Source organism: Herbaspirillum sp. NPDC087042, from assembly GCF_044745245.1.
GTDB lineage: Bacteria > Pseudomonadota > Gammaproteobacteria > Burkholderiales > Burkholderiaceae_D > Herbaspirillum.
In genome coordinates this window covers 1-21,577 of sequence record NZ_JBIUZW010000029.1, presented here as the reverse complement: position 1 = coordinate 21,577, position 21,577 = coordinate 1, and the positions used below count along the sequence as shown (strand labels likewise).

Below are 21,577 nucleotides of genomic sequence, written 5' to 3'. Positions count from 1 at the left end.
AATTCTCTTGTCCACCGGTGTGGCGCTGCTGCTAAGCTGGTGCCATGGAGACAACAGAACACAAGACAGGATTGATCCTGACCGGCGGTGGGGCGCGGGCGGCTTACCAGGTAGGCGTGCTCAACGCCATTTCCATGATCCTGCTCGAAGCCGGCTGGCCGGTGCACAGCAATCCCTTTCCCATCGTCTGCGGCACCTCGGCTGGCGCCATCAACGGCACCGCCCTGGCATGTCGTGCCGATGACTTCGGCGAGGCGGTGCGCGAGCTCATGGCGGTGTGGAGCAATTTCCAGGTCGAACAGGTCTATCGCGCCGATTCGCTGGGCGTGCTGCGTACCGGGGCGCGCTGGCTGTCGCTGTTCTCCTTCGGCTGGCTGTTGCGCAAGTGGAAAGCCAACCCGCCGCAGTCGCTGCTGGACAACACCCCGCTGGTGAGCATGCTGCACCGCCTGCTGGACCTGCCGCGCCTGGATGCGGCGCTGGCCGAGGGCCAGTTGCATGCGCTGGCTGTGACGGCTTCCTCCTATACCAGCGGCCAGCACATCACCTTCTACCAGTGCGCCGACCAGATCGAACCCTGGCGCCGCACCCAGCGCCTGGCCATCCGCGACCAGATCGGTATCGACCATCTGCTGGCGTCCTCGGCCATTCCTTTCATCTTCCCGGCCATCCCGGTCTATGTCGATGGTCGTTGCGAATACTGTGGGGATGGTTCCATGCGCCAGATCGCGCCGATTTCACCGGCCATCCATCTGGGCGCGACCAAGGTCTTGGTGATCGGCGCCGGCCGCATCGGCGAGAAAGGGGAGGAAGCCCCCACCAACACCCCGCACTATCCCAGCCTGGCGCAGGTGGCCGGGCATGCCATGTCGGGCATCTTCCTGGATGGCCTGGCGGCCGACATCGAGCGCATCAACCGGGTCAACCAGACCCTCTCGGTGTTGACCGATGAACAGCGCAAGTACACGCCGCTGAAGCCCATTCGCACCCTGGTGATTTCGCCGTCCCAGCGCATCGACAGCATCGCCAGCCGCCATGTGGCCAGCCTGCCGCGCCCCATCCGCACCATGCTGGGCGGCATCGGCGCCACCGAGGCGCGCGGCTCGGCGCTGGCGTCCTATCTGCTGTTCGAGCGGGGCTTCACGCGCGAACTCATTTCCCTGGGGGAAAGCGACACCTACGCCAAACGCGAGGAAGTGATGGCCTTTTTTGAACCGGATACGGCCCAGGTGCTCCAAGCCTCTGCCTGATTTGCTGCCGGTCAAGTCAAACGGGCGTCATGGTTGCCTAGCCGAAAGCAACGCGTTAATCTACGTGGTGCTGTTGCTTTTGATTGACAAAATTGCAATTTCAGGATGCAAATGCGAGCCCGATTCATTTTTTCGATATTCACGAAGTACTGGTTGATCCTGCTGACGGCGCTGATGCTGTCAGCGCCCGCCCATGCGCGCGGACCGGAACCGGGCGGCTTGCCCGACGTCAACCTGGACCAGTTGCCGCGTGAAGCCCAGCAGACCATGGCGCTGATCCGTCAGGGCGGGCCTTTTCCGTATGACAAGGATGGCGTGGTATTCGGCAATTATGAAGGGGTTTTGCCCAGGCAAAAGCGCGGGTATTATCACGAGTTCACGGTCAAGACCCCGCGCGCGCGCAACCGGGGCGCCCGCCGGATCATCAGCGGAGGGGACCCCAGGAGTTCCGGCGAATACTATTACACGAGCGACCATTACAAGACGTTCCGCCGGATCCGGGATTGATCATTGCCGGCAGGCCCGAGCAGCTCAGCCAGTTCAACTACGACAGTCACGACAGCCACACAGCCCCGCCTATGGATACTGAAGGGAGAATGAGTTTGTTTAAAACGGTGCCGCCCAATATCGTGCAGTCCATCCGCGCCTTCCGCGTGGTCGAGCTGCAGCAGGAGGCCGCTCGTCTGGATCAGCATTTTCTCTATGCCTATTGCGCCGAGGCCGTGACCAAGCAGCAGGTGTTGACGACGATCGCCACCGCCTTCCATTTTCCCCGGCATTTCGGCAAGAACTTCGACGCCCTGGCCGATTGCCTGACCGACCTGACCCACAAGGCGGGCAAGCAGATCGGGTTTGTCGTGGTGCTGGAACAACTGCCCAATACCCAGAAATTCGACAAGGAAGCCCGCGAGACCCTGCTGGACGTGTTCCGCGACGCCGCCGACTACTGGGCCGAAAAGAAGGTACCGTTCCGGGTGTTCTATTCCTTCCAGTAAATTCCGGGACACGCATTTTAGCCACGCCCTGCGTTGCACATCGTGAAAAACGGCGGCGAGCGGGCCGCCAGCGGGTACAATGCGCACACCATGAGAAGCATTGTCATCCTGATTTCCGGACGGGGCAGCAATATGGAAGCCATCGTCCGTGCCGCACAGGCCGAGCGGTGGCCTGCCAGAATCGCCGCCGTCATCAGTAACCGCCCTGACGCCAGCGGACTGGAGTTTGCCGCCCAGAACGGCATCGCCACAGCAGTCATTTCCAACCGGGACTATCCCACGCGCGACCAGTTCGATGCCGCCCTGCGCGAGCAGATCGACACCTTCGCGCCGGATCTGGTGGTCCTGGCCGGTTTCATGCGGATCCTGACCGCGCCCTTCGTGGAGCACTACCAGGGCCGCATGCTCAATATTCATCCGTCGCTGCTGCCCAGTTTCCCTGGCCTGGCGACGCACCGGCAGGCCCTGGCCGCCGGCGTGAAGCTGCATGGCGCGACCGTGCATTTCGTCACGCCCGACCTGGACCATGGGCCCATCGTGGCCCAGGCTGCCGTGCCGGTGGAAGAAGAGGACAGCGAGGAAACCCTGGCCGAGCGCGTGCTGGAACAGGAACATGTGATCTACCCGCGCGCCGTGCGCTGGTTCATCGACGGCCAGCTGCGGCTGGACGGCGCCCGCGTGCGCCTGGCGAGCTGAACCCGCGTACGCGCCCTGACCGGGCGCGCCGCGCACCTACCTATATCTTGAATCTGAAGGACCTAGCATGAGATTGCCTCCCGCGATCATTCCCCATACCGAAGAACTGCTGCGCGAAGTCCTGCGTTTCACCGGCCCGGCCGATGTGACGCTGTCGCGCCACTTCCGCGACAACCCCAGGCTGGGCAGCCGTGAGCGCGGCGTGATCGCCGAGGCGGTCTATGGCCTGTTGCGCAACAAGACGGTACTGACCAACTTCGCCGAATCCGGCAACGGCCCGATGATGCGCCGCATGGCCCTGCTGGGCCTGGCCGACGCCGTTGGCGTGGCACCCCTGGCCGGCCTGCAGGAAGGCGAAGCCGAATGGCTGGAGCGCGTGGCCCAGATCGACCGCAACCAGTTGCCGGCACAGATGCGCAGCAACCTGCCGCCCTGGCTGTGGGAAAAGCTGGTCGGCCGCATCGGCGAAGAAGCCACCCTGGAACTGGCCGCCGCCATGAACCGTCCAGCCCCGCTGGATCTGCGCGTGAACGCCCTGAAGTCGGACCGCGACACCGTCATCGCCGAACTGGCCAAGGCCCCGGTGGCCTGCGAGCCGACCCCGTATTCACCGCTGGGCCTGCGCGTGCTGAAGAAGCCGGCGCTGCAGAACCTGCCGCTGTTCAAGGATGGCGCCATCGAAGTGCAGGATGAGGGTAGCCAGTTGCTGGCCCAGATCGTCGGCGCCAAGCGCGGCGAGATGGTGGCCGACTTCTGTGCCGGTGCGGGCGGCAAGACGCTGGCACTGGGTGCGTTGATGCGCAACACCGGTCGCCTGTATGCCTTCGATGTCTCCGAGAAGCGCCTGGCCAAGCTCAAGCCGCGCCTGGCGCGCAGCGGCCTGTCCAACGTGCATCCGGTGGTGATTGCCCACGAGAACGACGCCAAGGTCAAGCGCCTGGCCGGCAAGCTCGATCGCGTGCTGGTCGATGCGCCTTGCAGCGGCCTGGGCACCCTGCGCCGCAACCCCGACATGAAGTGGCGCCAGAGCGTGGAGACGCTCACCGAGATGCGCACCAAGCAAAGCGCCATCCTGGCCAGCGCCTCGCGCCTGGTGCGCCCGGGTGGCCGCCTGGTGTATGGCACCTGCAGCTTCCTGGAAGAGGAAAACGACGCCGTCGTGGCCGATTTCCTGCAGTCGCATCCGGACTTCATCCTGCGCCCCATGAGCGAGATCCTGGCCGAGCAGAAGATCACGCTGGAGATGGGCGACTATCTCAAGCTGCTGCCGCATCAGCACCAGACCGATGGTTTCTTCGCTGCCGTGCTGGAGCGTCGCGCCGCATGATGAGGCGCCGGGCCGCCTCCTGGTGGCAGGTCGCCGTACTGGCTGGCCTGCTGGCGGGGGCGGCCCAGGCGCGCGAAGCCCTGCCTGCGCCACCGGTGATGGCGGCGCAGGGGACGATCCAGTCCGCCTTCGCCCCCTGGGATGACATCGAGGCCCTGATCGTGGGGCAACTGGATGCGGCCCGACGGCAGATCCTGGTGCAGGCCTATCTGCTGACCAGCCGCCCGATCACCGATGCCCTGGTCGCCGCCCGCAAGCGTGGCATCGATGTGCGCGTGCTGATGGACAACGGCCAGCTGGACAAGAATGCCGGCGACCGTCTGCGCCAGCTGCGCGGGGCGGGGATCCCGGTCTGGCTGGAGACCGATTACCGCAATGCGCATAACAAGGTGATCGTCATCGATGCGCCGCTGGCATCGGCTACCGTCATCACCGGCAGCTACAACTTCACCTGGTCGGCCCAGCACAAGAACGCCGAGAACATCCTGATACTGGGTCGCAACCCGCCATTGGCCGCGCGCTATGCCGAGAACTGGCAGCGCCACCGGCAAGACGCCACGCCAGCGCCCTGATCGGCGACGGCATAGGCTGTCCCGGGATACTCCCGCTCCCCGAAGTCACCCATTCCCCCTGTTTGTCCCCAAGCCTGGAATATCCCTTACGCAGACAGTGTGTCGTCCCGTCGACAGAGTGGGATAGATGATGCAAATAATATGATGATCATCATATTTTGTGGTATCGTCTCCCCATGAACACACTCCCTGCCAGCAAAAAGGAACAGTCCCACCAACGCATCGTGGCGGCGGCCGCGCGGGTGATGCGCCGATCCGGCTTCAAGAGCGTCAACGTGGCCGAGGTGATGAAGGAGGCTGGCCTGACCCATGGCGGCTTCTATGCGCATTTCGCCTCGCGTGATGCCTTGCTGGCCGAGGCGGTGACGTATGCCAGCCGCGATAGCGGTGCGCTGGTTGGCGAGTACGTGGAAAAACTGTCGGCGCGACATGGCAATCGTTTCAAGGCTTTCATCGAGAGCTACCTGTCCGATAGCCAGATCACTGGCTGCGAGAACGGCTGTCCGGTGGCGGCCCTGTGCAGCGAGATGCACAGCCAGGCACCGGAGGTGGTGGAGTCGTCGCGACAGGCGATCACCAGCCTGCAGAAGCTGGTGCGCGAGCTCTTGCCTGAACATCATGGCGATGGCGCGAGCTGGATGATCGCCGCCACCATCAGCGGTGCCATGCAGATGGCCCGGGTGCTGGGCGACGGCAAGCAGGGACCTGCCTTGCTGGCCGCGACCCGCGACGAACTGCTGGAGCGATACGCAACATGAGAGGGGTGCGGGAAAGTCTGTGCCTTCTGGTTTGTACAAAAATATGATGATCATCATATTTTCAAGTGAAAGATGAAACAGGTGCAGCCGCCAGGCGGGCTTGCCCGGATCCTGAGAGCGGCATGTGGACGTGCCGCGAGCAGAAGTAGAAGCACATACAGCAGCAAGGAAAGACGGACAAATCGGCTCAGCCAACGCAATCCGAGCCAAATCAACCCAATGAAAGGAATCATCATGAAATTCGAAAACGCAGTCGTACTGGTTACCGGCGCCAACCGTGGTCTCGGTGAGGAATTCGCCCGTCAAGCCCTGGCACGCGGTGCCAAGCGCGTCTATGCCGGCGCCCGTGACGCATCCTCGGTCAAGCTGGCTGGTGTCGAGCCTATCCAGCTCGACGTCACCAAGCCTGACCAGGTTCGGGCCGCTGCCGAGAAGATCGGTGAGCTCACCATCCTCATCAACAATGCCGGCATCGCCCGCACTGGCGCCTTCGTGTCCGCCGATGCGCAGGCACAGCTGCAGGATCACCTGAACACCAATCTCTTCGGCATGCTCAACCTGAGCCAGGCTTTCGCTCCCATCCTGGCCAGGAACGGCGGCGGTGCCATCATCAACATGCTCTCGCTGTTGAGCCTGGTCAATACGCCGGTGCTGGGCACCTATGGCGTGTCCAAGGCCGCAGCCTGGTCGCTGACCAATGGCCTGCGCCAGGAACTGCGCGAGCAGGGCACCCAGGTGGTGGGCGTGCACGCCGGCTTCATCGATACGGATCTGGCTCGCGGTTTCGACGCCCCCAAGGTTAGTCCGGAAAGCGTGGTCCGCCAGGCCTTCGATGCCCTCGAAGCCGGTGCCGAGGAAGTCCTGGCCGATGAGCCCAGCCGCCAGATCCATCAGGGCCTGTCGTCGTCGGTGTACCTCGCTGACATCCTGCGTGGTTGAAATCACCCTGGCTGACAGGGGCGGGGCAGTGGCGCGATCAGCATTGCTTGCGCCGCTGCACCCTGTGCGGCACACAGCCTGCCCCGCTTTCCCCTTCTGCATCGCTCCCTGATCCATCACCCGCTCCCTCCTGGCATCGATACCCTTCAAGAATGCACGGCACGATTTTTGGAGTACAATGACAATCTATTTATCAGCGTAGATTGACAGGAGCTTGCCATGCGCAAATCCAATGCCGAAGCTGCCGAAACCAGGAAGCGTATCCTTGCTACCGCCTCGGGACTGTTTCTCAACAATGGTATCTCGGCCACAGCCATCGCTGACGTCATGTCGGCCTGTGGCCTGACCCAGGGCGGGTTCTACCGCCATTTCACCTCCAAGGAACATCTGGTCGCCGATGCCAGCGCGGTGGCCTTCGACTACATCGTCGCCAACCTGGACGAGCTTACCCGTGGCAAGCCGCCGCGCGAGGCCATTGAACTGATCGTCTTCCACTACCTGCGCCAGCAGCAGAGCGAGGACAGCCGCATGCTTTGCCCGCTGGCCAACCTCTCTACCGAACTGGGCCATGCCGACCAGCAAGTCAAGGAAGTGGTCACGGCCGGCTATTCGCGCTTCGTCAAGATGTTTGCCGCCCACTTGATGCGACTGGATTACCAGGACTTCATGGGCCTGGCCGAATCCATCGTCTCCATCATCGTGGGCGCGGTGTCGCTCTCGCGCATGGCTGATGACCAGGCCCTGATCGATACCATCACTGGCAACGCCGAGCATACCGTCAGGCTGCTGCTGCAGAGATCCGCCACCCAGGCCGTCCTGGCCGCTCCCCGCCCATAAAAAAGTCCTGACCAGGCCATGCCTGGTCAGGACAAAAGCCGCTCCCCTCCACAGGCAGCGGTACTCCACAGTGAGCTTCAGTCCTTGCGCACGATCTGGTCACCGGAGGTCGGCATCACGTCTTTCCAGCCGCCGCCCAGGGCCTTGTACAGCGCGATGCGGTTCTGCACTTCGGCCAGGCCGGTGCGGATGGTCTGCTGTTGGGTGGCAAACCAGGCCCGCTGGGCGTCCAGATAGTCGAGGTAGCTGGCTTCGCCGCTGTCATAGCGCAGCTTGGCCAGGTCATGGCGCTGCTGCTCGGCGCGCTCCTGGGCCTGCACCGCACGTAGTTCGGCACCCAGCGTGGCACGACCGGCCAGGGCATCGGCCACTTCGCGGAAGGCCGTCTGGATGGTCTTCTCGTACTGGGCTACGGCGATATCACGATCGGCCTTGGCTACACCGAGATTGGCGCGATTACGGCCACCATCAAAAATGGGCAGGCTGATCGAGGGCAGCAAGCTCCATGACCGGCTGCCCGATTCGAACAGACCGTTCAATTCGTTGCTGGCTGATCCAAAGCTGCCGGTCAGGCTGATGCGCGGGAAGAACGCCGCCCGGGCCACGCCGATGTTGGCGTTGGCCGCGCGCAGCAGGGCTTCCTGCTGGGCGATGTCGGGGCGCGCCGTCAACAGGTCGGAGGGCAGACCGGCCGGCAGTTCAGCCATCACGCTGGCACTCCAGGAGGTGTCGGGGCCGGGCAGCAGTGCTGCCGGTACCGGCTGGCCCAGCAGCAAGACCAGTGCGTTTTCGTCCAGGGCGCGTTGGCGCTGCGCCTGCAGCACGGCGATGCGGGCCGCTTCCAGCAGCGAATCGGACTGGCGCAGGTCATAGTCGGAACTGGCGCCCATGTCGCGCAGGCTGACCTGGCGCTGGTGCGAGGCCGTGCGACTGTCCAGCGTCTGGCGCGCCAGGGCCAGCAGGCGCTCGTCGGCCACCAGTGCTTCATAGCTGTAGGCCACTTGCGCGACCACGCTGATCTGCGTGGTCTTGCGGGCCTCGTCGGTGGCGTTGAAGCGCTCCAGGGCGGCACCGCTGAGGTTGCGTACTCGTCCGAACAGGTCCAGCTCGAAGGCGGTCACGCCCAGGCCGACGTTGTAGGCGGTGGTCAGCCCGCCCTTGCCGGCCGGGGCGACGTCGTTGGGGGTTTCCTGGCGGGCGCCGGAGACGCCCAGGTTGAGCGTGGGGAGGCGGTCGGCCGACTGCACCTGGTACAACGAACGGGCCCGTTCGATGTTCAGCGCCGCCACGCGCAGGTCGCGGTTATGGTCCAGCGCCAGGGCGATGAGCTGCCGCAGCGACGGGTCGCGGAAGAATTCCTGCCAGGGCAGGCTGGCGGCCGGGGTGTTGCCCGTCGCGTCAGTCGGGGTGGCCGCCAGGTTCTCCGGCCACTGGGTTTGCACCGGCAGGTCCGGCCGTTCGTAGGTGGGGGCCAGCGAGCAGCCGGCCAGCAGGGTGGCGAGCAGGGACGCTGCGCCCAGGTGCTTGATGATGTTCATGCGAACTCCTTGAGTTGGACAGCCTGCAGGTGAGGGGCGGCAGCGACCGGCTTGCGCACCTTGAACCACAACGAATACAGCGCCGGCAGGAACAGCAGGGTCAGGACCGTACCCACCCCGACGCCGCCGATGAGCACATAGGCCAGCGGACCCCAGAAGCTGGAATGGGTCAGCGGGATGAAGGCCAGCATCGCCGCCACGGCGGTCAGGATCACCGGACGCGCACGGCGCACCGTCGATTCGATCACCGCCTCATAGGCCGACAGGCCGGCATCCAGGTCATGGCGAATCTGGTCCACCAGGATCAGCGTATTGCGCATCAGGATGCCCGCCAGGCCGATCAGGCCGAGGATGGCGTTGAAGCCGAAGGCCTGGTGGAACACCAGCAGCGTGGGCACGGCACCAACCAAGCCCAGCGGCGCGGTGGCAAACACCATCCACATGGTGGCGAAGGAACGTACCTGCAGCATGATGATGGTCAACATCAGGATGATCATCAGCGGGAACAGCTTGGCCAGCGCCTGGTCGGCCTTGGCGCTTTCTTCCACCGAGCCGCCGGTGTCGATGTGGTAGCCCGCCGGCAGGCTGGCCTTGAGCTGCTCCAGCTTGGGCAGGATGGCGTGGGTCACGTCGGGCGGCTGGGTGCCGTCGCGGATGTCGCCCTGCACGGCGATATAGGTCTCGCGGTCATAGCGCTTGAGGACGGCATCTTCCATCCGCGTTTCCAGATGTGCCACCTGGGCCAGTGGCACGCTGGCGCCGCTGTCGGTAGTCAGTACCAGGTTGCGCAGGTCGGCCAGGTTGCTGCGTTCGGCATGGGGACTGCGGATGAGCACGTCCACCGTACGCAAGCCTTCGCGTACCTGGGTGGCGGGGATGCCATTGAGCATGGCCTGCAGCTGGGTAGCAGCGTCGCGCGGCGACAGGCCGACCTGGCGCAGACGTTCCTGGTCCAGGCTCAGATGCACGGTGGGAGTACGGTTGCCCCAGTCCATGTGGACGTCGCGCATGTCGGGGTTGGCTGCCATCACCACGCGGACCTGTTCGGCGATGTCGCGCACCTTGTCCAGGTCGGGGCCGACCACGCGGAACAGCACGGGGAAGGGCACCGGCGGGCCGAACACGAACTGGCTCACGCGCACCCGGGCCTGCGGGAAGCGGCCTTCGGCGATCATCTTGCGGATCTTTTCCTTGAGCACGTCACGCTCGGCGGGGCCGGCGGTGAGCACGATCATCTGGGCGAAGGCGGGATTGGGCAGCTCCGGATTGACCGAGAGGAAGAAGCGCGGCGTACCCTGGCCGACGTAACTGGAGACGACCTCGGCTTCCGGCTCCTGGCGCAGGTTGGCTTCGATCTGCTTGACCACGGCGTCGGTGGCGGCAAAGGCACTGCCTGGCGGGAGATTGATTTCCAGCGTCAGCTCAGGACGTTCGGAATTGGGGAAGAACTGCTTCTGCACCGAGCCCATGCCCACGCCGGCCAGCAGGAACAGGCCCACGGTGACGGCGGCGGTCAGCCACTTGTGGTCCACGCACCACCGAACCAGATTGCGCAGGCGCACATAGTTGGGCGTGCTGTAGATCTCGTCGTGACCACCGGCCTTCACGGGGATGTTGGGCAACATCTTCACGCCCATGTAGGGGATGAAGAGCACGGCCACCACCCACGAGGTCAGCAGGGCGAAGGCCACCACCCAGAAGATGTTGCCGGCGTATTCGCCTGCCGTGGAGCGGGCGAAGCCCACCGGCAAGAAGCCGATGATGGTCAAGAGCGTGCCCGAGAGCATCGGCGCGGCCGTGGCGGTCCAGGCATAGGTGGCTGCGGCCACGCGACCGAGCCCTTCTTCCATCTTCACCACGATCATCTCGATGGCGATGATGGCATCGTCCACCAGCAGGCCCAGCGAGAGGATCAGCGCACCCAGCGTGATACGGTCGAATACGCGGCCGGTCATGAGCATGATGACGAACACCGCACCCAGCGTCAGTGGCACGGCGGCGGCCACCACCACGCCGACCCGCCAGCCCAGGGTGGCCAGGCTCACTGCGATCACCACCGCCAGGGCCATGAAGAACTTGACCATGAATTCGTTGATGGCAGCCTTGATGGCCTTGGACTGGTCGGCGATCTGCTCCAGCGTAATACCCGTGGCCAGTTCACCCTGCAGCTTGTGCTGGAAGCTGCCGAGGTCCTCGCCCAGTTGCAGGCCGTTGTAGCCCTTCTTCATGACCACACCCAGCACCAGTGCCGATTCGCCCTGGGTACGGATGACGAAGCTGGCCGGGTCTTCGTAGCCACGGCGCACCTCGGCGATGTCGCCCAGCTTGACGGTACGTTCGGCGCCCACGATGGGAATGGCCTTGACCGCCTCGATGCTGTCGATGGCGCCATCCAGGCGCAGTTGCACGCGCGGACCGCTGGTCTCGACGAAACCGGCCGAGGTCACGTTGTTCTGCTTGCCCAGGGCGTCGATGATGGCTTGTGCCTTGATGCCCAAGGTGGCCAATCGTTGATAGGAGATGTCGACGAAGATGCGTTGTTGCTGCTCGCCCAGGATATTGACCTTCTGCACGCCGGCTACGTGCAGCAGACGCTGACGGATCTCCTCGGCCTGCAGCACCAGCTGGCGGTGCGGCAGCTTCCTGGCTTCCAGCGAGAAGAGCGAGAAATAGACGTCCGAGTACTCGTCATTGATGAAGGGACCGTAGACGCCGTGCGGCAGGTTGACGGCTTCGTCGCCCAGCTTCTTGCGCACCTGGTAGAACTGTTCTTCTACGGTCTTGGCGTCGGTGTCGTCCTTGAGATAGAGCTTCATGGTGACCAGCCCGGGGCGGGCGGCAGTTTCCACGCGGTCATAGGCTTCCAGTTCCTGCAGGCGCTTCTCCAGCCGGTCGGCGACCTGCTCCTGCATTTCCTGGGCGGTGGCGCCGGGCCAGGTGGCGGCGATGGTCATGACCTTCACCATAAAGCTGGGATCCTCGGCACGGCCCAGGCGGAAGAAGGCGAAGATGCCGGCCACGCTGATGGCGATGATCAGGAACAGCGTGATGGCGCGCTGGCGCACGCCGAAGGCGGAGAGATTGAAGCCGCTCATGATGCGCTCCCCATGCGGGTTTCTGCCAGCAGTTCGACCTTCTGGCCGGCCTTGAGCAGGTGGCCACCCATGGCTACCACGCGCTGGCCGGCGGCCAGCCCTTGCGAGACGCGCGCCAGTTCTTCGCCGATCTGTGCGACCTTGACCGGCTGCAGCCTGAGGGTTCCGCTCTTGTCATCGATCACCCATACGCCGGTGCCCTTGCCCTGGTCCACCAGGGCGCTGATGGGCAGGCGTACCCCTTCAGCGACAGGGGCTGCGACATGGATGGTGACGGTGGCGCCCAGCGGGGCCTGGGCAGCGCTGCCCGCCAGGGTGTAGCGCGCCAGGTAGGTGCGGGTTTGCGGGTCGGCCACGGCCGCCAGTTCACGCAGGGTAGCGGGCGCGCTCTGGCCGGGATCGCTGAAGAGGGTGGCAGTAGCGTTGCGCCGGCCGATCGCCAGTTCCTGTTCCGGCAGGTAGACCAGTGCTTCGCGCGCGCCATTGCGAGCCAGCGATACCACCGTCTGTCCGGCTGCGACCACCTGGCCGACGTCGCTCGGCACGGCCAGCACGACGCCATCCATGTCGGCCTTGAGCACGGCGTAATCGCGCTGGTTTTCGGTTTCACGGGCGCGGGCGGCTTCGGCACGGGTCTGGGCTACGGCAGCGTCGGCGGCGGCCTTGGCGAGTTCATAGGCCTGGTTGGAGGTGGCGCCATGTTCCAGTAGCTTGCGCAGTCGCGCTTCCTCGGCCACGGCCTGCACCTGGCGCGCCTGTGCGGCCTCGACGGCGGAACGGGCAGCGGCCAGGGCCAGGTCGTAGTCCACGGCATCGATGCGCATCAGGGGTTGGCCACGGCGCACGGTCTGGCCCGGATCGACCAGGCGTTCGACGATCTTGCCGGCCACCCGGAAGCCCAGGTTGCTTTCAGTGCGGGCATGGACCACCCCGGTAAAGCTGACCTGCCCGGCGGCGGCGGGCTGTACGGTGATCCAGGCGACCTTGGCTACCGGATCCACGGGCGGCGGTGGATGACCGCAGGCGGCCAGGGAGAGCAGGAGCGTGGCGCTGATGACGGTGCGCCGGGGCAGGCGTGAGAGCAGGGTGTGCATGGAGACCTCGAGGAAAGGGGCTGGGATTGATTGTCGAACCTTAGAGTGCATCTAACCGCTAAAAATAGAGTATCAATGAACTCTAAAAAATTCAAGCCATTTCTTTCCGCTTGGCGCGAAAGACACAACGGGGATGCCGGAGGCGATCAGGCGCGGTCCTCTGTGGCGGGCAGCATGGCGTGCAGGGTCTTGCGGCAATTGGCCAGGATGGCGGCTTGCGCCTGGGCATTGACGGCCACCCGCGCCAGCATCACGGCCCCGACCATGGCCGTCACCAGCGCCGCCCCCAGTTCGGCGGGGTCGGTGGCGCCGGCCTGGCGGGCCAGCGTCTGGTAGAACTGCACCAGCCTTTGATGGCCGGCCATGGCGGCGCCTCTTACCAGGGCATCGGCGCGGCGCAATTCGCTGCCCAGGTTGGGCAGCGGGCACATGCCGTCGCAGTCCTGGCGGCTCAGTTGGTCCAGATACATATCGATTGCCAGCGCCAGCGCCTGCTGTGGCGAGCGACCGGCCACGGCCTCGGAGAAGGCCGCGAACATGTGCTCGTTGGCCGCCTTGCTGGCTTCGACGATGAGTTGTTCCTTGGACCGGAAATGCCGGTAGAAGCCGCCCTGGGTCAGGCCCGCCGCCTGCATGATGCTGGCGATCCCGGTCTCTGCCAGGCCATCGGCGAGGAACATGCGGGTGGCGGCCGAGAGGATGCGCTTGCGCGACTCTTCGGTGTCCTGCTTGCTCTTTTTCATGGGATGAACTCCTCTCTGCGAAAACTTCTTGCGAAATTTAGAGTTCAATTGTAATCTATTTATAGATGTTAAATGAACTCTTAAATCGTCCGGCGTGGCCTTCGTGGCGCCGCTTCATTCCCAAGCAAGGAGAAACAACATGTCCCTCAACAAGGTGGTGGTCGTGACCGGCGTCTCGTCGGGTATTGGTCGGGCAACAGCGCAACTGTTCGCAGCACGCGGCCACGTGGTCTATGGCACCGTGCGCAAGCTGGAGGGGGCGGTCGGCATCGCCGGCGTGAATCTGATCGAAATGGATGTGCGCGACGCCGATTCGGTGGCAGCAGCGGTGCAGGAAGTGATCGAGCGCGAGCAGGTCATCGATATCTTGGTCAACAATGCCGGCATGTCGCTGGTGGGTGCCGTGGAGGAAACTTCGGTGCAAGAGGCGCAGGCGCTCTTCGATGTCAACGTGCTGGGCTTGCTGCGCACCAGCCAGGCCGTCTTGCCGTACATGCGCCGCCAGGGCCATGGGCGTATCGTCAACGTCAGTTCGGTGCTGGGCTTCCTGCCGGCCCCTTACATGGGGCTGTATGCCGCCTCCAAGCATGCCGTCGAGGGGCTTTCCGAAAGCCTGGATCACGAGACGCGCCAGTTCGGCGTGCGCGTGGTCCTGATCGAACCCTCCTACACCCGTACCAGCCTGGATCTCAATGCCCCCAAGACGGCTGGGCGGATCGCCGCCTATGAGGCGCAGCGCAATGCCGCTGCAGCCGCCGTGGCGCAGCAGGTCAATCAGGCACCGCTGCCGGAAACGGTCGCCAAGACCATCGTCGCGGCCGCCCTGGAGCGCCGCTGGAAGATGCGCTACACCCCGCCGGGCCAGGCCTCGCTGCTGACCAAGCTGCGCCGCTTCATGCCGGCCGGACCGGTCGATGCCGCCATCCGCAAGGGACTCCAGCTGCAGTGAGATGACAGGCGCGCCCCCGTTCCGCCACCCGGTCCTGGCGGAGCGGGGGCGCGTGCACGTCAATTGATGAATGGAGTTGAGGAGGTCGATTGCGTCCCGGAGGAGGGCGCCGAACGCCTGGGCGCTACGAAAATAGGTCGCATCATGATAGAGCCGGTCGCAAAATAGGTACAATTGCGGGTTCGCCAACCACCGCGCCGAGCATATCTACCGCCCCCAGGCAAGAACCCGCCACGGGTGGTGCGCCATGCCTGCCGCTGGACGGCGCCGCCATATTGTTTGATCCCTATCCGGCCAGCCATGACCGACCATTTCCTCTCCCTGTTCACTGACCCGCAACCGCTGGCGCTGCTGCGCCAGCTGATCGTGATCGCGCTATGCCTGCTGGGCGGCATCGGCCTCTCGCGCTGGTTGCGCAGCCGCTTCGTGTTGCCCGGTGACCAGGAAGAGCAATCGCTGGTGATGCAGATCGGTGTGAAGAGCTTTGCCCGCGTGCTCTCGCCGTTGCTGACACTGGCCCTGCTCACCGGGTCCTACTATGCACTCAGGCGCGTCGGGCATTCGGTGTCGCTGTGGGAAATCATGTTCCCGCTGACCGTAGCCCAGGTGTCGATGCGTTTCGTGTTCTATGTGCTGCGCGGCATCTTCGTCAAGGACGCCACCGTGGGCGCGCTGTTGCACCTGTCGGAGAAGGTGATCGCCGTGCTGGTCTGGCTGTGCGTGCTGATGTGGATCATCGGCGTGTGGCCCGATTTCGTCGATTACCTCGATACCACCACGCTGCCGCTGGGGCGCCACAAGGTGTCGCTGCTGACCATGCTGCAGGCGGCGGCCTCGGTGCTGGTGACGCTGATCATCGCGCTGTGGATCGGTACGGTGCTGGAAAACCGGCTCATGAAGTTCAGCGGCATGCACTCCTCGCTGCGCACCGTGGTGGCCCGCATGGCACGGGCCATCCTGATCCTGATCGCCTTCCTGGTCAGCCTGTCGCTGGTGGGCATCGACCTGACCGTGCTGTCGGTCTTCGGCGGCGCGCTGGGCGTGGGTATCGGCCTGGGTCTGCAGAAGATCGCCAGCAGCTATGTCTCGGGCTTCGTGATCCTGCTGGAACGCAGCATGGTGATTGGCGACATGGTTGCTGTAGAGAAATATTTTGGCAAGGTCACCCAGATCAACACCCGCTACACCATCCTGGAAGGCCTGGATGGGATCGAATCGGTCTTGCCCAATGAATTGTTTGTCTCCAATCCGGTACAGAACTATTCATTGACGCATCGCATTGTACGTTTGTCCACGCAGCTTACAATTCTGTACCAGGATGATGTGGAAACCGTCTTGTCCATCATGGAACAGGCCGCACTTGAAGTGCAGCGGGTATCCCAGCAGGTGGCGCCGCAGGCCTTGCTGATCAAGATCGGGGCCGACGGACTGGAGCTGGAACTGGGATTCTGGATCACCGACCCGGAAAACGGACGCCTGAATGTGTTGTCCGACGTCAACAGGGCAATCTGGAAGGCCTTCAAGGCCCAGGGCATCCAGGTGGCCCACGCCAAGCGGGATATCCGCATCATGGATGAGCGCAGCTTCCGCCAAAGCCTGCCCAAGGAAAATCCTGATGTCCCAGACGAGCAGAATTCGCGTACAATGCCCGGCAATTAAAAGAAAATATAACCATTTTGACGGAACAAGTTTGTGTTCCGTTGTGTAGTCCGATAGTTGTTTTCTATTTGGAGTAGTGATGACCTTTGATGCGATCCTCGACTTTGTTGCCAATGGTTTGCTGCACGCAAGCGGTTGGCAGATTGTCATTTACACCCTGGTGATGACGCACATCACCATCGTGGGCGTGACTCTCTACCTGCATCGTTGCCAGGCGCACCGCGCGCTCGACCTGCACGCGATCCCCAGCCACTTCTTCCGCCTGTGGCTGTGGATGACCACCGGCATGGTGACCAAGGAATGGGCCGCCATCCACCGCAAGCACCACGCCAAGTGCGAGACCGAAGACGATCCGCACAGCCCGCAGACCCGCGGCATCAACAAGGTGATGTGGCAGGGTGCCGAGCTCTACCGCAACGAGTCCAAGAATGCCGAGACCATGGAGAAATTCGGCCATGGCACGCCCGATGACTGGATCGAGCACAACATCTACAGCAAGTACGGCTGGCAGGGTGTGGGCATCATGCTGATCATCGACGTGCTGCTCTTCGGCGGCATCGGCCTGACCGTCTGGGCTGTGCAGATGGCATGGATCCCGTTCTGGGCCGCTGGCGTGGTCAACGGCCTGGGCCACTTCTGGGGCTATCGCAACTACGACTGCATCGACGCTTCGACCAACCTGTTCCCGATCGGCATCCTCATCGGTGGCGAGGAAATGCACAACAACCACCACACCTTCGGTACCTCGGCCAAGTTCTCGTCGAAGTGGTACGAATTCGACGTCGGCTGGATGTATATCCGCATTCTGGAAACCTTCGGCCTGGCCAAGGTGAAGAAGGTGGCACCGGTGCCCAAGTTCGACAGCAAGAAGGCCGTGGTCGACTTCGATACCCTGCAGTCCGTCATCGCCAACCGCTACGATGTGACCGCCAAGTATGCCGGTTCCCTGAAGACCGCCTGGAAGGACGAGCTGGATCACCTGATCGAGAAGGCCAAGCTGGAATCGCGCTTCCTGAAGACCTCCAAGAAGCTGCTGCAGCGTGAGCCGGGTCGTCTGGAAGACGGCCAGAAGGCGCAGCTCTCCGAGCTGTTCGCCCACAGCAAGGCGCTCAAGACCATGCACGAGATGCGCATCGAGCTGGGCGCCATCTGGGAGCGTTCGCACTCGACCCGCGAACAGCTGCTGCAACAACTGCAAGACTGGTGCACCCGCGCCGAGGCATCCGGCGTGAAGGCACTGCGTGACTTCGCCGTGCGCCTGCGCAGCTACGCCTGATCTGTCATCTTCGTTCCCGGTTGTGTGCCGGGATATGAAAGAAAAATCCCCGCCGAGCGATCTGCGGGGATTTTTCTTTGTGGTGTGTAGGGAGAGGGTGGCTGCTGTACGGTCGCTTGCGGCCAGGTAGCCGGGCAAGCTCCAGGACCGACAGGCAATAAAAAACCCGCAGATCGCTCTGCGGGTTTTTTATCGGTAACCGGGGATCAATTACTTGATCTTGGTTTCCTTGTATTCGACGTGCTTACGTGCCTTGGGATCGAACTTCATGATGCTGATCTTTTCGGGCGTAGTACGCTTGTTCTTGGTGGTGGTGTAGAAGTGACCAGTACCTGCGGTCGACTCCAGTTTGATTTTGTCGCGGCCGGATTTCGCCATGATAGATTTCCTTTACTCTGCTAATTAGACTTAATCGCCACGAGCACGCAGATCGGCCAGGACGGCATCGATGCCGATCTTGTCGATCACACGCAGGCCGGCGTTGGACAAACGCAGCGAAACCCAGCGGTTCTCGGATTCGACGAAAATGCGGCGATTCTGCAGGTTGGGCAGGAAGCGACGCTTGGTCTTGTTGTTTGCATGGGAAACGTTGTTGCCGACCATCGGCCCCTTCCCGGTGACTTGGCAGACACGTGCCATGTTAGTACTCCTTAAAAATTTCCGAATTTGGGAAAAACAAGAGTATATGGAAAAAACTCAGGCTTTTCAATGACTTGCGAAAAACAATTGTGTCATAAGTTGATGATTGAATTTAACAATTTGCGACGCAATTGCTTTCTTGATCATTCGCATCGGTCGCAAAGCCAGTCCGTATAAGGCTTTGCGGGCGATGTGGGGGGCTTCGGGCTCAGAGCTTCCCATGGTCGGCGAAGGAATAGAGCCGTGTCCCCGCGACCACGAAATGGTCCAGCAACTGCACGTCGATCAACTCCAGGGCATCGGCCAGGGCCTCGGTGAGCGTCAGGTCGGCATCGCTGGGCTCGGGGTCGCCCGATGGATGGTTGTGGGCCAGGATCACCGCAGCGGCATTGTGGCGCAGGGTGGCCTTGACTACCTCGCGGGGGTAGACGGCGGCATGGTTGAGCGTGCCGCTGAACATTTCTTCCATGCAGATCAGCTTGTTGCGCACATCCAGGAACAGGATGACGAAACTCTCGCGTTCCCTGTTCTTGAAGAGAAGCTTCAGATAATCGGCGACTCTCTGGGTCGAGTTCAGCCTGCTGCCTTCCTTGAGCTCTTCATGAATGGCGCGCCGCGACAGCTCCAGTGCGGCCAGCAACTGACTGCATTTGGCCGGGCCCACGCCACTGCCCAGGGCCAGGTTCTTCTCGGCGACATGGAGCATGGCAGTGAGCGAGCCGAATCGTTGCAGGGTATCGCGCGCCAGTTCCACGGCGTTCTTGCCGGGAATGCCCACGCGCAGGAAGATCGCCAGCAATTCGGCGTCCGACAGCGCCGCCGCGCCATGTTGCAAGAGGCGCTCGCGTGGGCGCTGTTCCTTGGGCCAATCGATGATGCTCATGCTTGCCTGATCCTGAAATGAAGAGAGGGGAGGGAGACGGGGACGAAGTCTTGAGCCGGGTCAACGACAGGCCTTCCCGGTGGGAGACGGGGCCGCGGCAGACGATGCCGGCAGCGGCGCGGCGGGCCAACGTGGCTTACAATAGCGGGTTCTTGTGCACATTCGAGTTCCTTTCATGTCCAGCCCATCCGTACCTGTCGTCACCGACAACGCTTATCTCACCCTGCATTACCGCCTGGCTTCGCTGGAAGGTGAAGATATCGTCAGCACCTTCAACGAGAATCCGGCCACCCTGCAGTTCGGCCAGGGCCAGCTGGCGCCCTTCCTGGAAGCCTGCCTGCTGGGCCTGCCCGAAGGCACGCACCAGACCTTCGAACTGGCGCCGGCCCAGGCCTTCGGCGAACGCAGCGATGAACTGATTCAGCGTATCTCGCTGGCCACGCTGCAAGAGAACTCGGCCATGGACGAGCAATACCGCATCGGTGACCTGGTGGATTTCGCCGCTCCCGGTGGCGGCCGCTTTGCCGGTATCCTGCGATCGATGGATGATGATGGCGCAGTTTTCGACTTCAATCACCCGCTGGCCGGGCAAACGCTGAAGTTCGAAGTCAAAATCATCGGAATCCTGTAAGCACCTAGTAAATTGGCGATACAGCGCTAGAGAAGCATTGAGAAACAAGGGAAATACCATGACCATGGACAAAGCCGAATCCGAGATCCTGCTGGCCCAGCCGCGCGGTTTCTGCGCCGGTGTGGACCGCGCCATCGAGATCGTCGAGCGCGCGCTGGCGCAGTTCGGCGCGCCCATCTACGTGCGCCACGAGATCGTGCACAACGCCTACGTGGTCAATGACCTGCGCGCCAAGGGTGCGGTCTTCATCGAGGAGCTGGCCGACGTGCCGGCGGGTAATACCGTCATCTTCTCGGCCCACGGCGTGTCCAAGGCCATCCAGGCCGAAGCCGCCGAGCGTGGCCTGACGGTGTTCGATGCCACCTGTCCGCTGGTCACCAAGGTGCACATGGAAGTGGCGAAGATGCGCCGCGAAGGCCGCGAGATCATCATGATCGGCCATGCCGGCCACCCGGAAGTCGAGGGCACCATGGGCCAGACCGAGGCAGGCATGCATCTGGTGGAGACGGTGGAAGACGTGCAGCGCCTGCAGGTGGCCGATCCGGCCCTGCTGGCCTATGTGTCGCAGACCACCCTGTCGGTGGACGATACGGCCGAGATCATCGCCGCCTTGCGCGAACGCTTCCCGGCCATCGCCGAACCAAAGAAGGGCGATATCTGCTACGCCACCACCAATCGCCAGGAAGCCGTCAAGTTCATGGCGCCGCAGGTGGACGTGGTGATCGTGGTGGGCAGCCCCAACAGTTCCAATTCCAACCGCCTGCGCGAGCTGGCCGAGAAGAAGGGCGTGCCAGCCTTCATGGTCGACAACGCTGACCTGATCGATCCGCAATGGGTCGCCGGCCGCCAGCGCATCGGCGTGACCGCGGGCGCGTCGGCACCGGAGGTGCTGGTGCAGGCCGTCATCGAACGTATCCGTGAGCTGGGCGCGCGCAGTGTGCGGGTACTCGACGGCATCGAAGAGAACGTCACCTTCCCGCTGCCCAAGGGGCTGGGTGCACGCACCGGTGTGGCCCAGGAGACGACGGCCTGAGGCCGGTACAGTCACTGCTGGAAGGACCGAAAAAGGCTTGCTGATGCAAGCCTTTTTCAATTTAGCGGCTGTCATTGCAATAAAGCACGACGATTCACTGGTCTTACCGCAATTCTTATGTAACAGCGCTCAGTTTTGTGCTGGATTGTGTGTCCGTTCTGCGTATAATTCCGCACCAATATCGACGGGCCACCCAAAAGGTGGCTACGGGCAAGCCCGCTTCAAGCAGGGCGCGCGCCGCCAACGCGGCGTCACGAGACACTGGGAGACACCAACCATGCAAGTCCATCTGCCCGCCGGCATGTGGCGACAGGCTCGTCCCTGCCGCACCCGGCCTTCCTGCACCATGCGCTTGTGCCGCATCCGCGGCGACAGCGGCTGATCTTCCTCTTTTCTTTCTCCCGGATGTCTTCCGGTTCTGCTGGCATGGCCGTCGCCATTTATGAAGGGCCGCATTGCCATCCCGAGTGGCGGGAACGGTTTTTGCTCATCGCCATGCTTTCGCGCAGCACCGCACCCTTGTGCGAGGCTTCGTGTTTTTCCTGTTTTCATCTAGATCGAAGAGTTATTCATGGACATTTTCATCCAGCAGATCATCAACGGATTGGTGCTAGGCAGCATGTACGCACTGATCGCCCTGGGTTACACGATGGTGTACGGGGT

Annotated in this window: 21 protein-coding genes and 1 pseudogene; 15 read left to right on the top strand and 7 right to left on the bottom strand. The window is 63.0% G+C overall.

Annotated elements, in window-relative coordinates:
• The first annotated feature begins 44 nt into the window (after nucleotides 1-44).
• The 9 genes from ACIPHN_RS24915 (at nucleotide 45) to ACIPHN_RS24875 (ending at nucleotide 7,374) form a co-directional block, all read left to right on the top strand.
• Nucleotides 45-1,250: a patatin-like phospholipase family protein gene (locus tag ACIPHN_RS24915; protein WP_400441629.1), complete on the top strand. Its 1,206-nt coding sequence runs from the start codon at nucleotides 45-47 to the stop codon at nucleotides 1,248-1,250.
• A 111-nt stretch (nucleotides 1,251-1,361) separates the two neighbouring features.
• Nucleotides 1,362-1,757: a ribonuclease domain-containing protein gene (locus tag ACIPHN_RS24910; protein ID WP_400441626.1), complete on the top strand. Its 396-nt coding sequence runs from the start codon at nucleotides 1,362-1,364 to the stop codon at nucleotides 1,755-1,757.
• Between the two features lie 89 nt (nucleotides 1,758-1,846).
• On the top strand, nucleotides 1,847-2,245 hold the full coding sequence (locus ACIPHN_RS24905; protein ID WP_400441623.1) for a barstar family protein: 399 nt from the start codon (nucleotides 1,847-1,849) through the stop codon (nucleotides 2,243-2,245).
• Between the two features lie 90 nt (nucleotides 2,246-2,335).
• On the top strand, nucleotides 2,336-2,941 hold the full coding sequence (gene purN, locus ACIPHN_RS24900) for a phosphoribosylglycinamide formyltransferase (protein ID WP_400441620.1): 606 nt from the start codon (nucleotides 2,336-2,338) through the stop codon (nucleotides 2,939-2,941).
• A gap of 67 nt (nucleotides 2,942-3,008) precedes the next feature.
• Nucleotides 3,009-4,268: an RsmB/NOP family class I SAM-dependent RNA methyltransferase gene (locus tag ACIPHN_RS24895; RefSeq protein ID WP_400441617.1), complete on the top strand. Its 1,260-nt coding sequence runs from the start codon at nucleotides 3,009-3,011 to the stop codon at nucleotides 4,266-4,268.
• Complete coding sequence (locus tag ACIPHN_RS24890) at nucleotides 4,268-4,840, top strand: phospholipase D family protein (protein ID WP_400441652.1); 573 nt, start codon at nucleotides 4,268-4,270, stop codon at nucleotides 4,838-4,840. The genes ACIPHN_RS24895 and ACIPHN_RS24890 overlap by 1 nt, the downstream gene beginning before the upstream one ends.
• Nucleotides 4,841-5,016: 176 nt before the next feature.
• Nucleotides 5,017-5,598 (top strand): TetR/AcrR family transcriptional regulator, encoded by a 582-nt coding sequence (locus tag ACIPHN_RS24885; protein ID WP_400441615.1) that lies wholly within the window; start codon nucleotides 5,017-5,019, stop codon nucleotides 5,596-5,598.
• 234 nt (nucleotides 5,599-5,832) lie between these two features.
• Complete coding sequence (locus tag ACIPHN_RS24880; RefSeq protein WP_400441612.1) at nucleotides 5,833-6,537, top strand: SDR family oxidoreductase; 705 nt, start codon at nucleotides 5,833-5,835, stop codon at nucleotides 6,535-6,537.
• A gap of 219 nt (nucleotides 6,538-6,756) precedes the next feature.
• Nucleotides 6,757-7,374, top strand: coding sequence for a TetR/AcrR family transcriptional regulator (locus tag ACIPHN_RS24875; protein ID WP_400441609.1), 618 nt, complete (start codon nucleotides 6,757-6,759; stop codon nucleotides 7,372-7,374).
• A gap of 77 nt (nucleotides 7,375-7,451) precedes the next feature.
• On the opposite strand, the gene ACIPHN_RS24870 is transcribed toward ACIPHN_RS24875, so the two are convergent.
• The 4 genes from ACIPHN_RS24870 to ACIPHN_RS24855 form a co-directional block, all read right to left on the bottom strand.
• The gene (locus ACIPHN_RS24870) at nucleotides 7,452-8,912 is read right to left on the bottom strand and encodes an efflux transporter outer membrane subunit (RefSeq protein WP_400441606.1); all 1,461 of its coding nucleotides are present in this window, start codon (nucleotides 8,910-8,912) and stop codon (nucleotides 7,452-7,454) included.
• Complete coding sequence (locus ACIPHN_RS24865; RefSeq protein ID WP_400441603.1) at nucleotides 8,909-12,007, bottom strand: efflux RND transporter permease subunit; 3,099 nt, start codon at nucleotides 12,005-12,007, stop codon at nucleotides 8,909-8,911. Before ACIPHN_RS24865 ends, ACIPHN_RS24870 begins: the two co-directional genes overlap by 4 nt.
• Nucleotides 12,004-13,101, bottom strand: coding sequence for an efflux RND transporter periplasmic adaptor subunit (locus tag ACIPHN_RS24860; protein ID WP_400441600.1), 1,098 nt, complete (start codon nucleotides 13,099-13,101; stop codon nucleotides 12,004-12,006). The genes ACIPHN_RS24865 and ACIPHN_RS24860 overlap by 4 nt, the downstream gene beginning before the upstream one ends.
• Before the next feature lie 146 nt (nucleotides 13,102-13,247).
• Nucleotides 13,248-13,844 carry a TetR/AcrR family transcriptional regulator gene (locus tag ACIPHN_RS24855; protein WP_400441597.1) on the bottom strand — a complete coding sequence of 199 codons (597 nt, stop codon included), beginning with the start codon at nucleotides 13,842-13,844 and terminating at the stop codon, nucleotides 13,248-13,250.
• A 139-nt stretch (nucleotides 13,845-13,983) separates the two neighbouring features.
• Between ACIPHN_RS24855 and ACIPHN_RS24850 the strand changes: the two genes are divergently transcribed.
• The 3 genes from ACIPHN_RS24850 (at nucleotide 13,984) to ACIPHN_RS24840 (ending at nucleotide 17,728) form a co-directional block, all read left to right on the top strand.
• A complete protein-coding gene (locus ACIPHN_RS24850; protein ID WP_400441594.1) occupies nucleotides 13,984-14,793 on the top strand; it encodes an oxidoreductase in 810 nt (269 codons plus the stop codon).
• Nucleotides 14,794-15,093: 300 nt separating this feature from the next.
• Nucleotides 15,094-16,452, top strand: coding sequence for a mechanosensitive ion channel family protein (locus tag ACIPHN_RS24845; RefSeq protein WP_400441591.1), 1,359 nt, complete (start codon nucleotides 15,094-15,096; stop codon nucleotides 16,450-16,452).
• Between the two features lie 79 nt (nucleotides 16,453-16,531).
• Nucleotides 16,532-17,728, top strand: coding sequence for an acyl-CoA desaturase (locus ACIPHN_RS24840; RefSeq protein ID WP_400441588.1), 1,197 nt, complete (start codon nucleotides 16,532-16,534; stop codon nucleotides 17,726-17,728).
• 210 nt (nucleotides 17,729-17,938) lie between these two features.
• On the opposite strand, the gene rpmG is transcribed toward ACIPHN_RS24840, so the two are convergent.
• The 3 genes from rpmG to radC form a co-directional block, all read right to left on the bottom strand.
• A complete protein-coding gene (gene rpmG / locus ACIPHN_RS24835; RefSeq protein WP_006463731.1) occupies nucleotides 17,939-18,106 on the bottom strand; it encodes a 50S ribosomal protein L33 in 168 nt (55 codons plus the stop codon).
• A 30-nt stretch (nucleotides 18,107-18,136) separates the two neighbouring features.
• Nucleotides 18,137-18,367: a 50S ribosomal protein L28 gene (rpmB, locus tag ACIPHN_RS24830; RefSeq protein ID WP_400441584.1), complete on the bottom strand. Its 231-nt coding sequence runs from the start codon at nucleotides 18,365-18,367 to the stop codon at nucleotides 18,137-18,139.
• A 208-nt stretch (nucleotides 18,368-18,575) separates the two neighbouring features.
• Nucleotides 18,576-19,250, bottom strand: a complete 675-nt coding sequence (gene radC / locus ACIPHN_RS24825; protein WP_400441581.1) for a DNA repair protein RadC — start codon at nucleotides 19,248-19,250, stop codon at nucleotides 18,576-18,578.
• 175 nt (nucleotides 19,251-19,425) lie between these two features.
• Here radC and ACIPHN_RS24820 point away from each other — a divergent pair, with 175 nt between their 5' ends.
• The 3 genes and pseudogenes from ACIPHN_RS24820 to ACIPHN_RS24810 form a co-directional block, all read left to right on the top strand.
• On the top strand, nucleotides 19,426-19,881 hold the full coding sequence (locus ACIPHN_RS24820) for a peptidylprolyl isomerase (RefSeq protein ID WP_400441578.1): 456 nt from the start codon (nucleotides 19,426-19,428) through the stop codon (nucleotides 19,879-19,881).
• A 58-nt stretch (nucleotides 19,882-19,939) separates the two neighbouring features.
• A complete protein-coding gene (gene ispH, locus ACIPHN_RS24815) occupies nucleotides 19,940-20,914 on the top strand; it encodes a 4-hydroxy-3-methylbut-2-enyl diphosphate reductase (protein WP_400441576.1) in 975 nt (324 codons plus the stop codon).
• Between the two features lie 571 nt (nucleotides 20,915-21,485).
• Nucleotides 21,486-21,577: pseudogene (locus ACIPHN_RS24810) on the top strand (branched-chain amino acid ABC transporter permease); the annotation flags it as partial.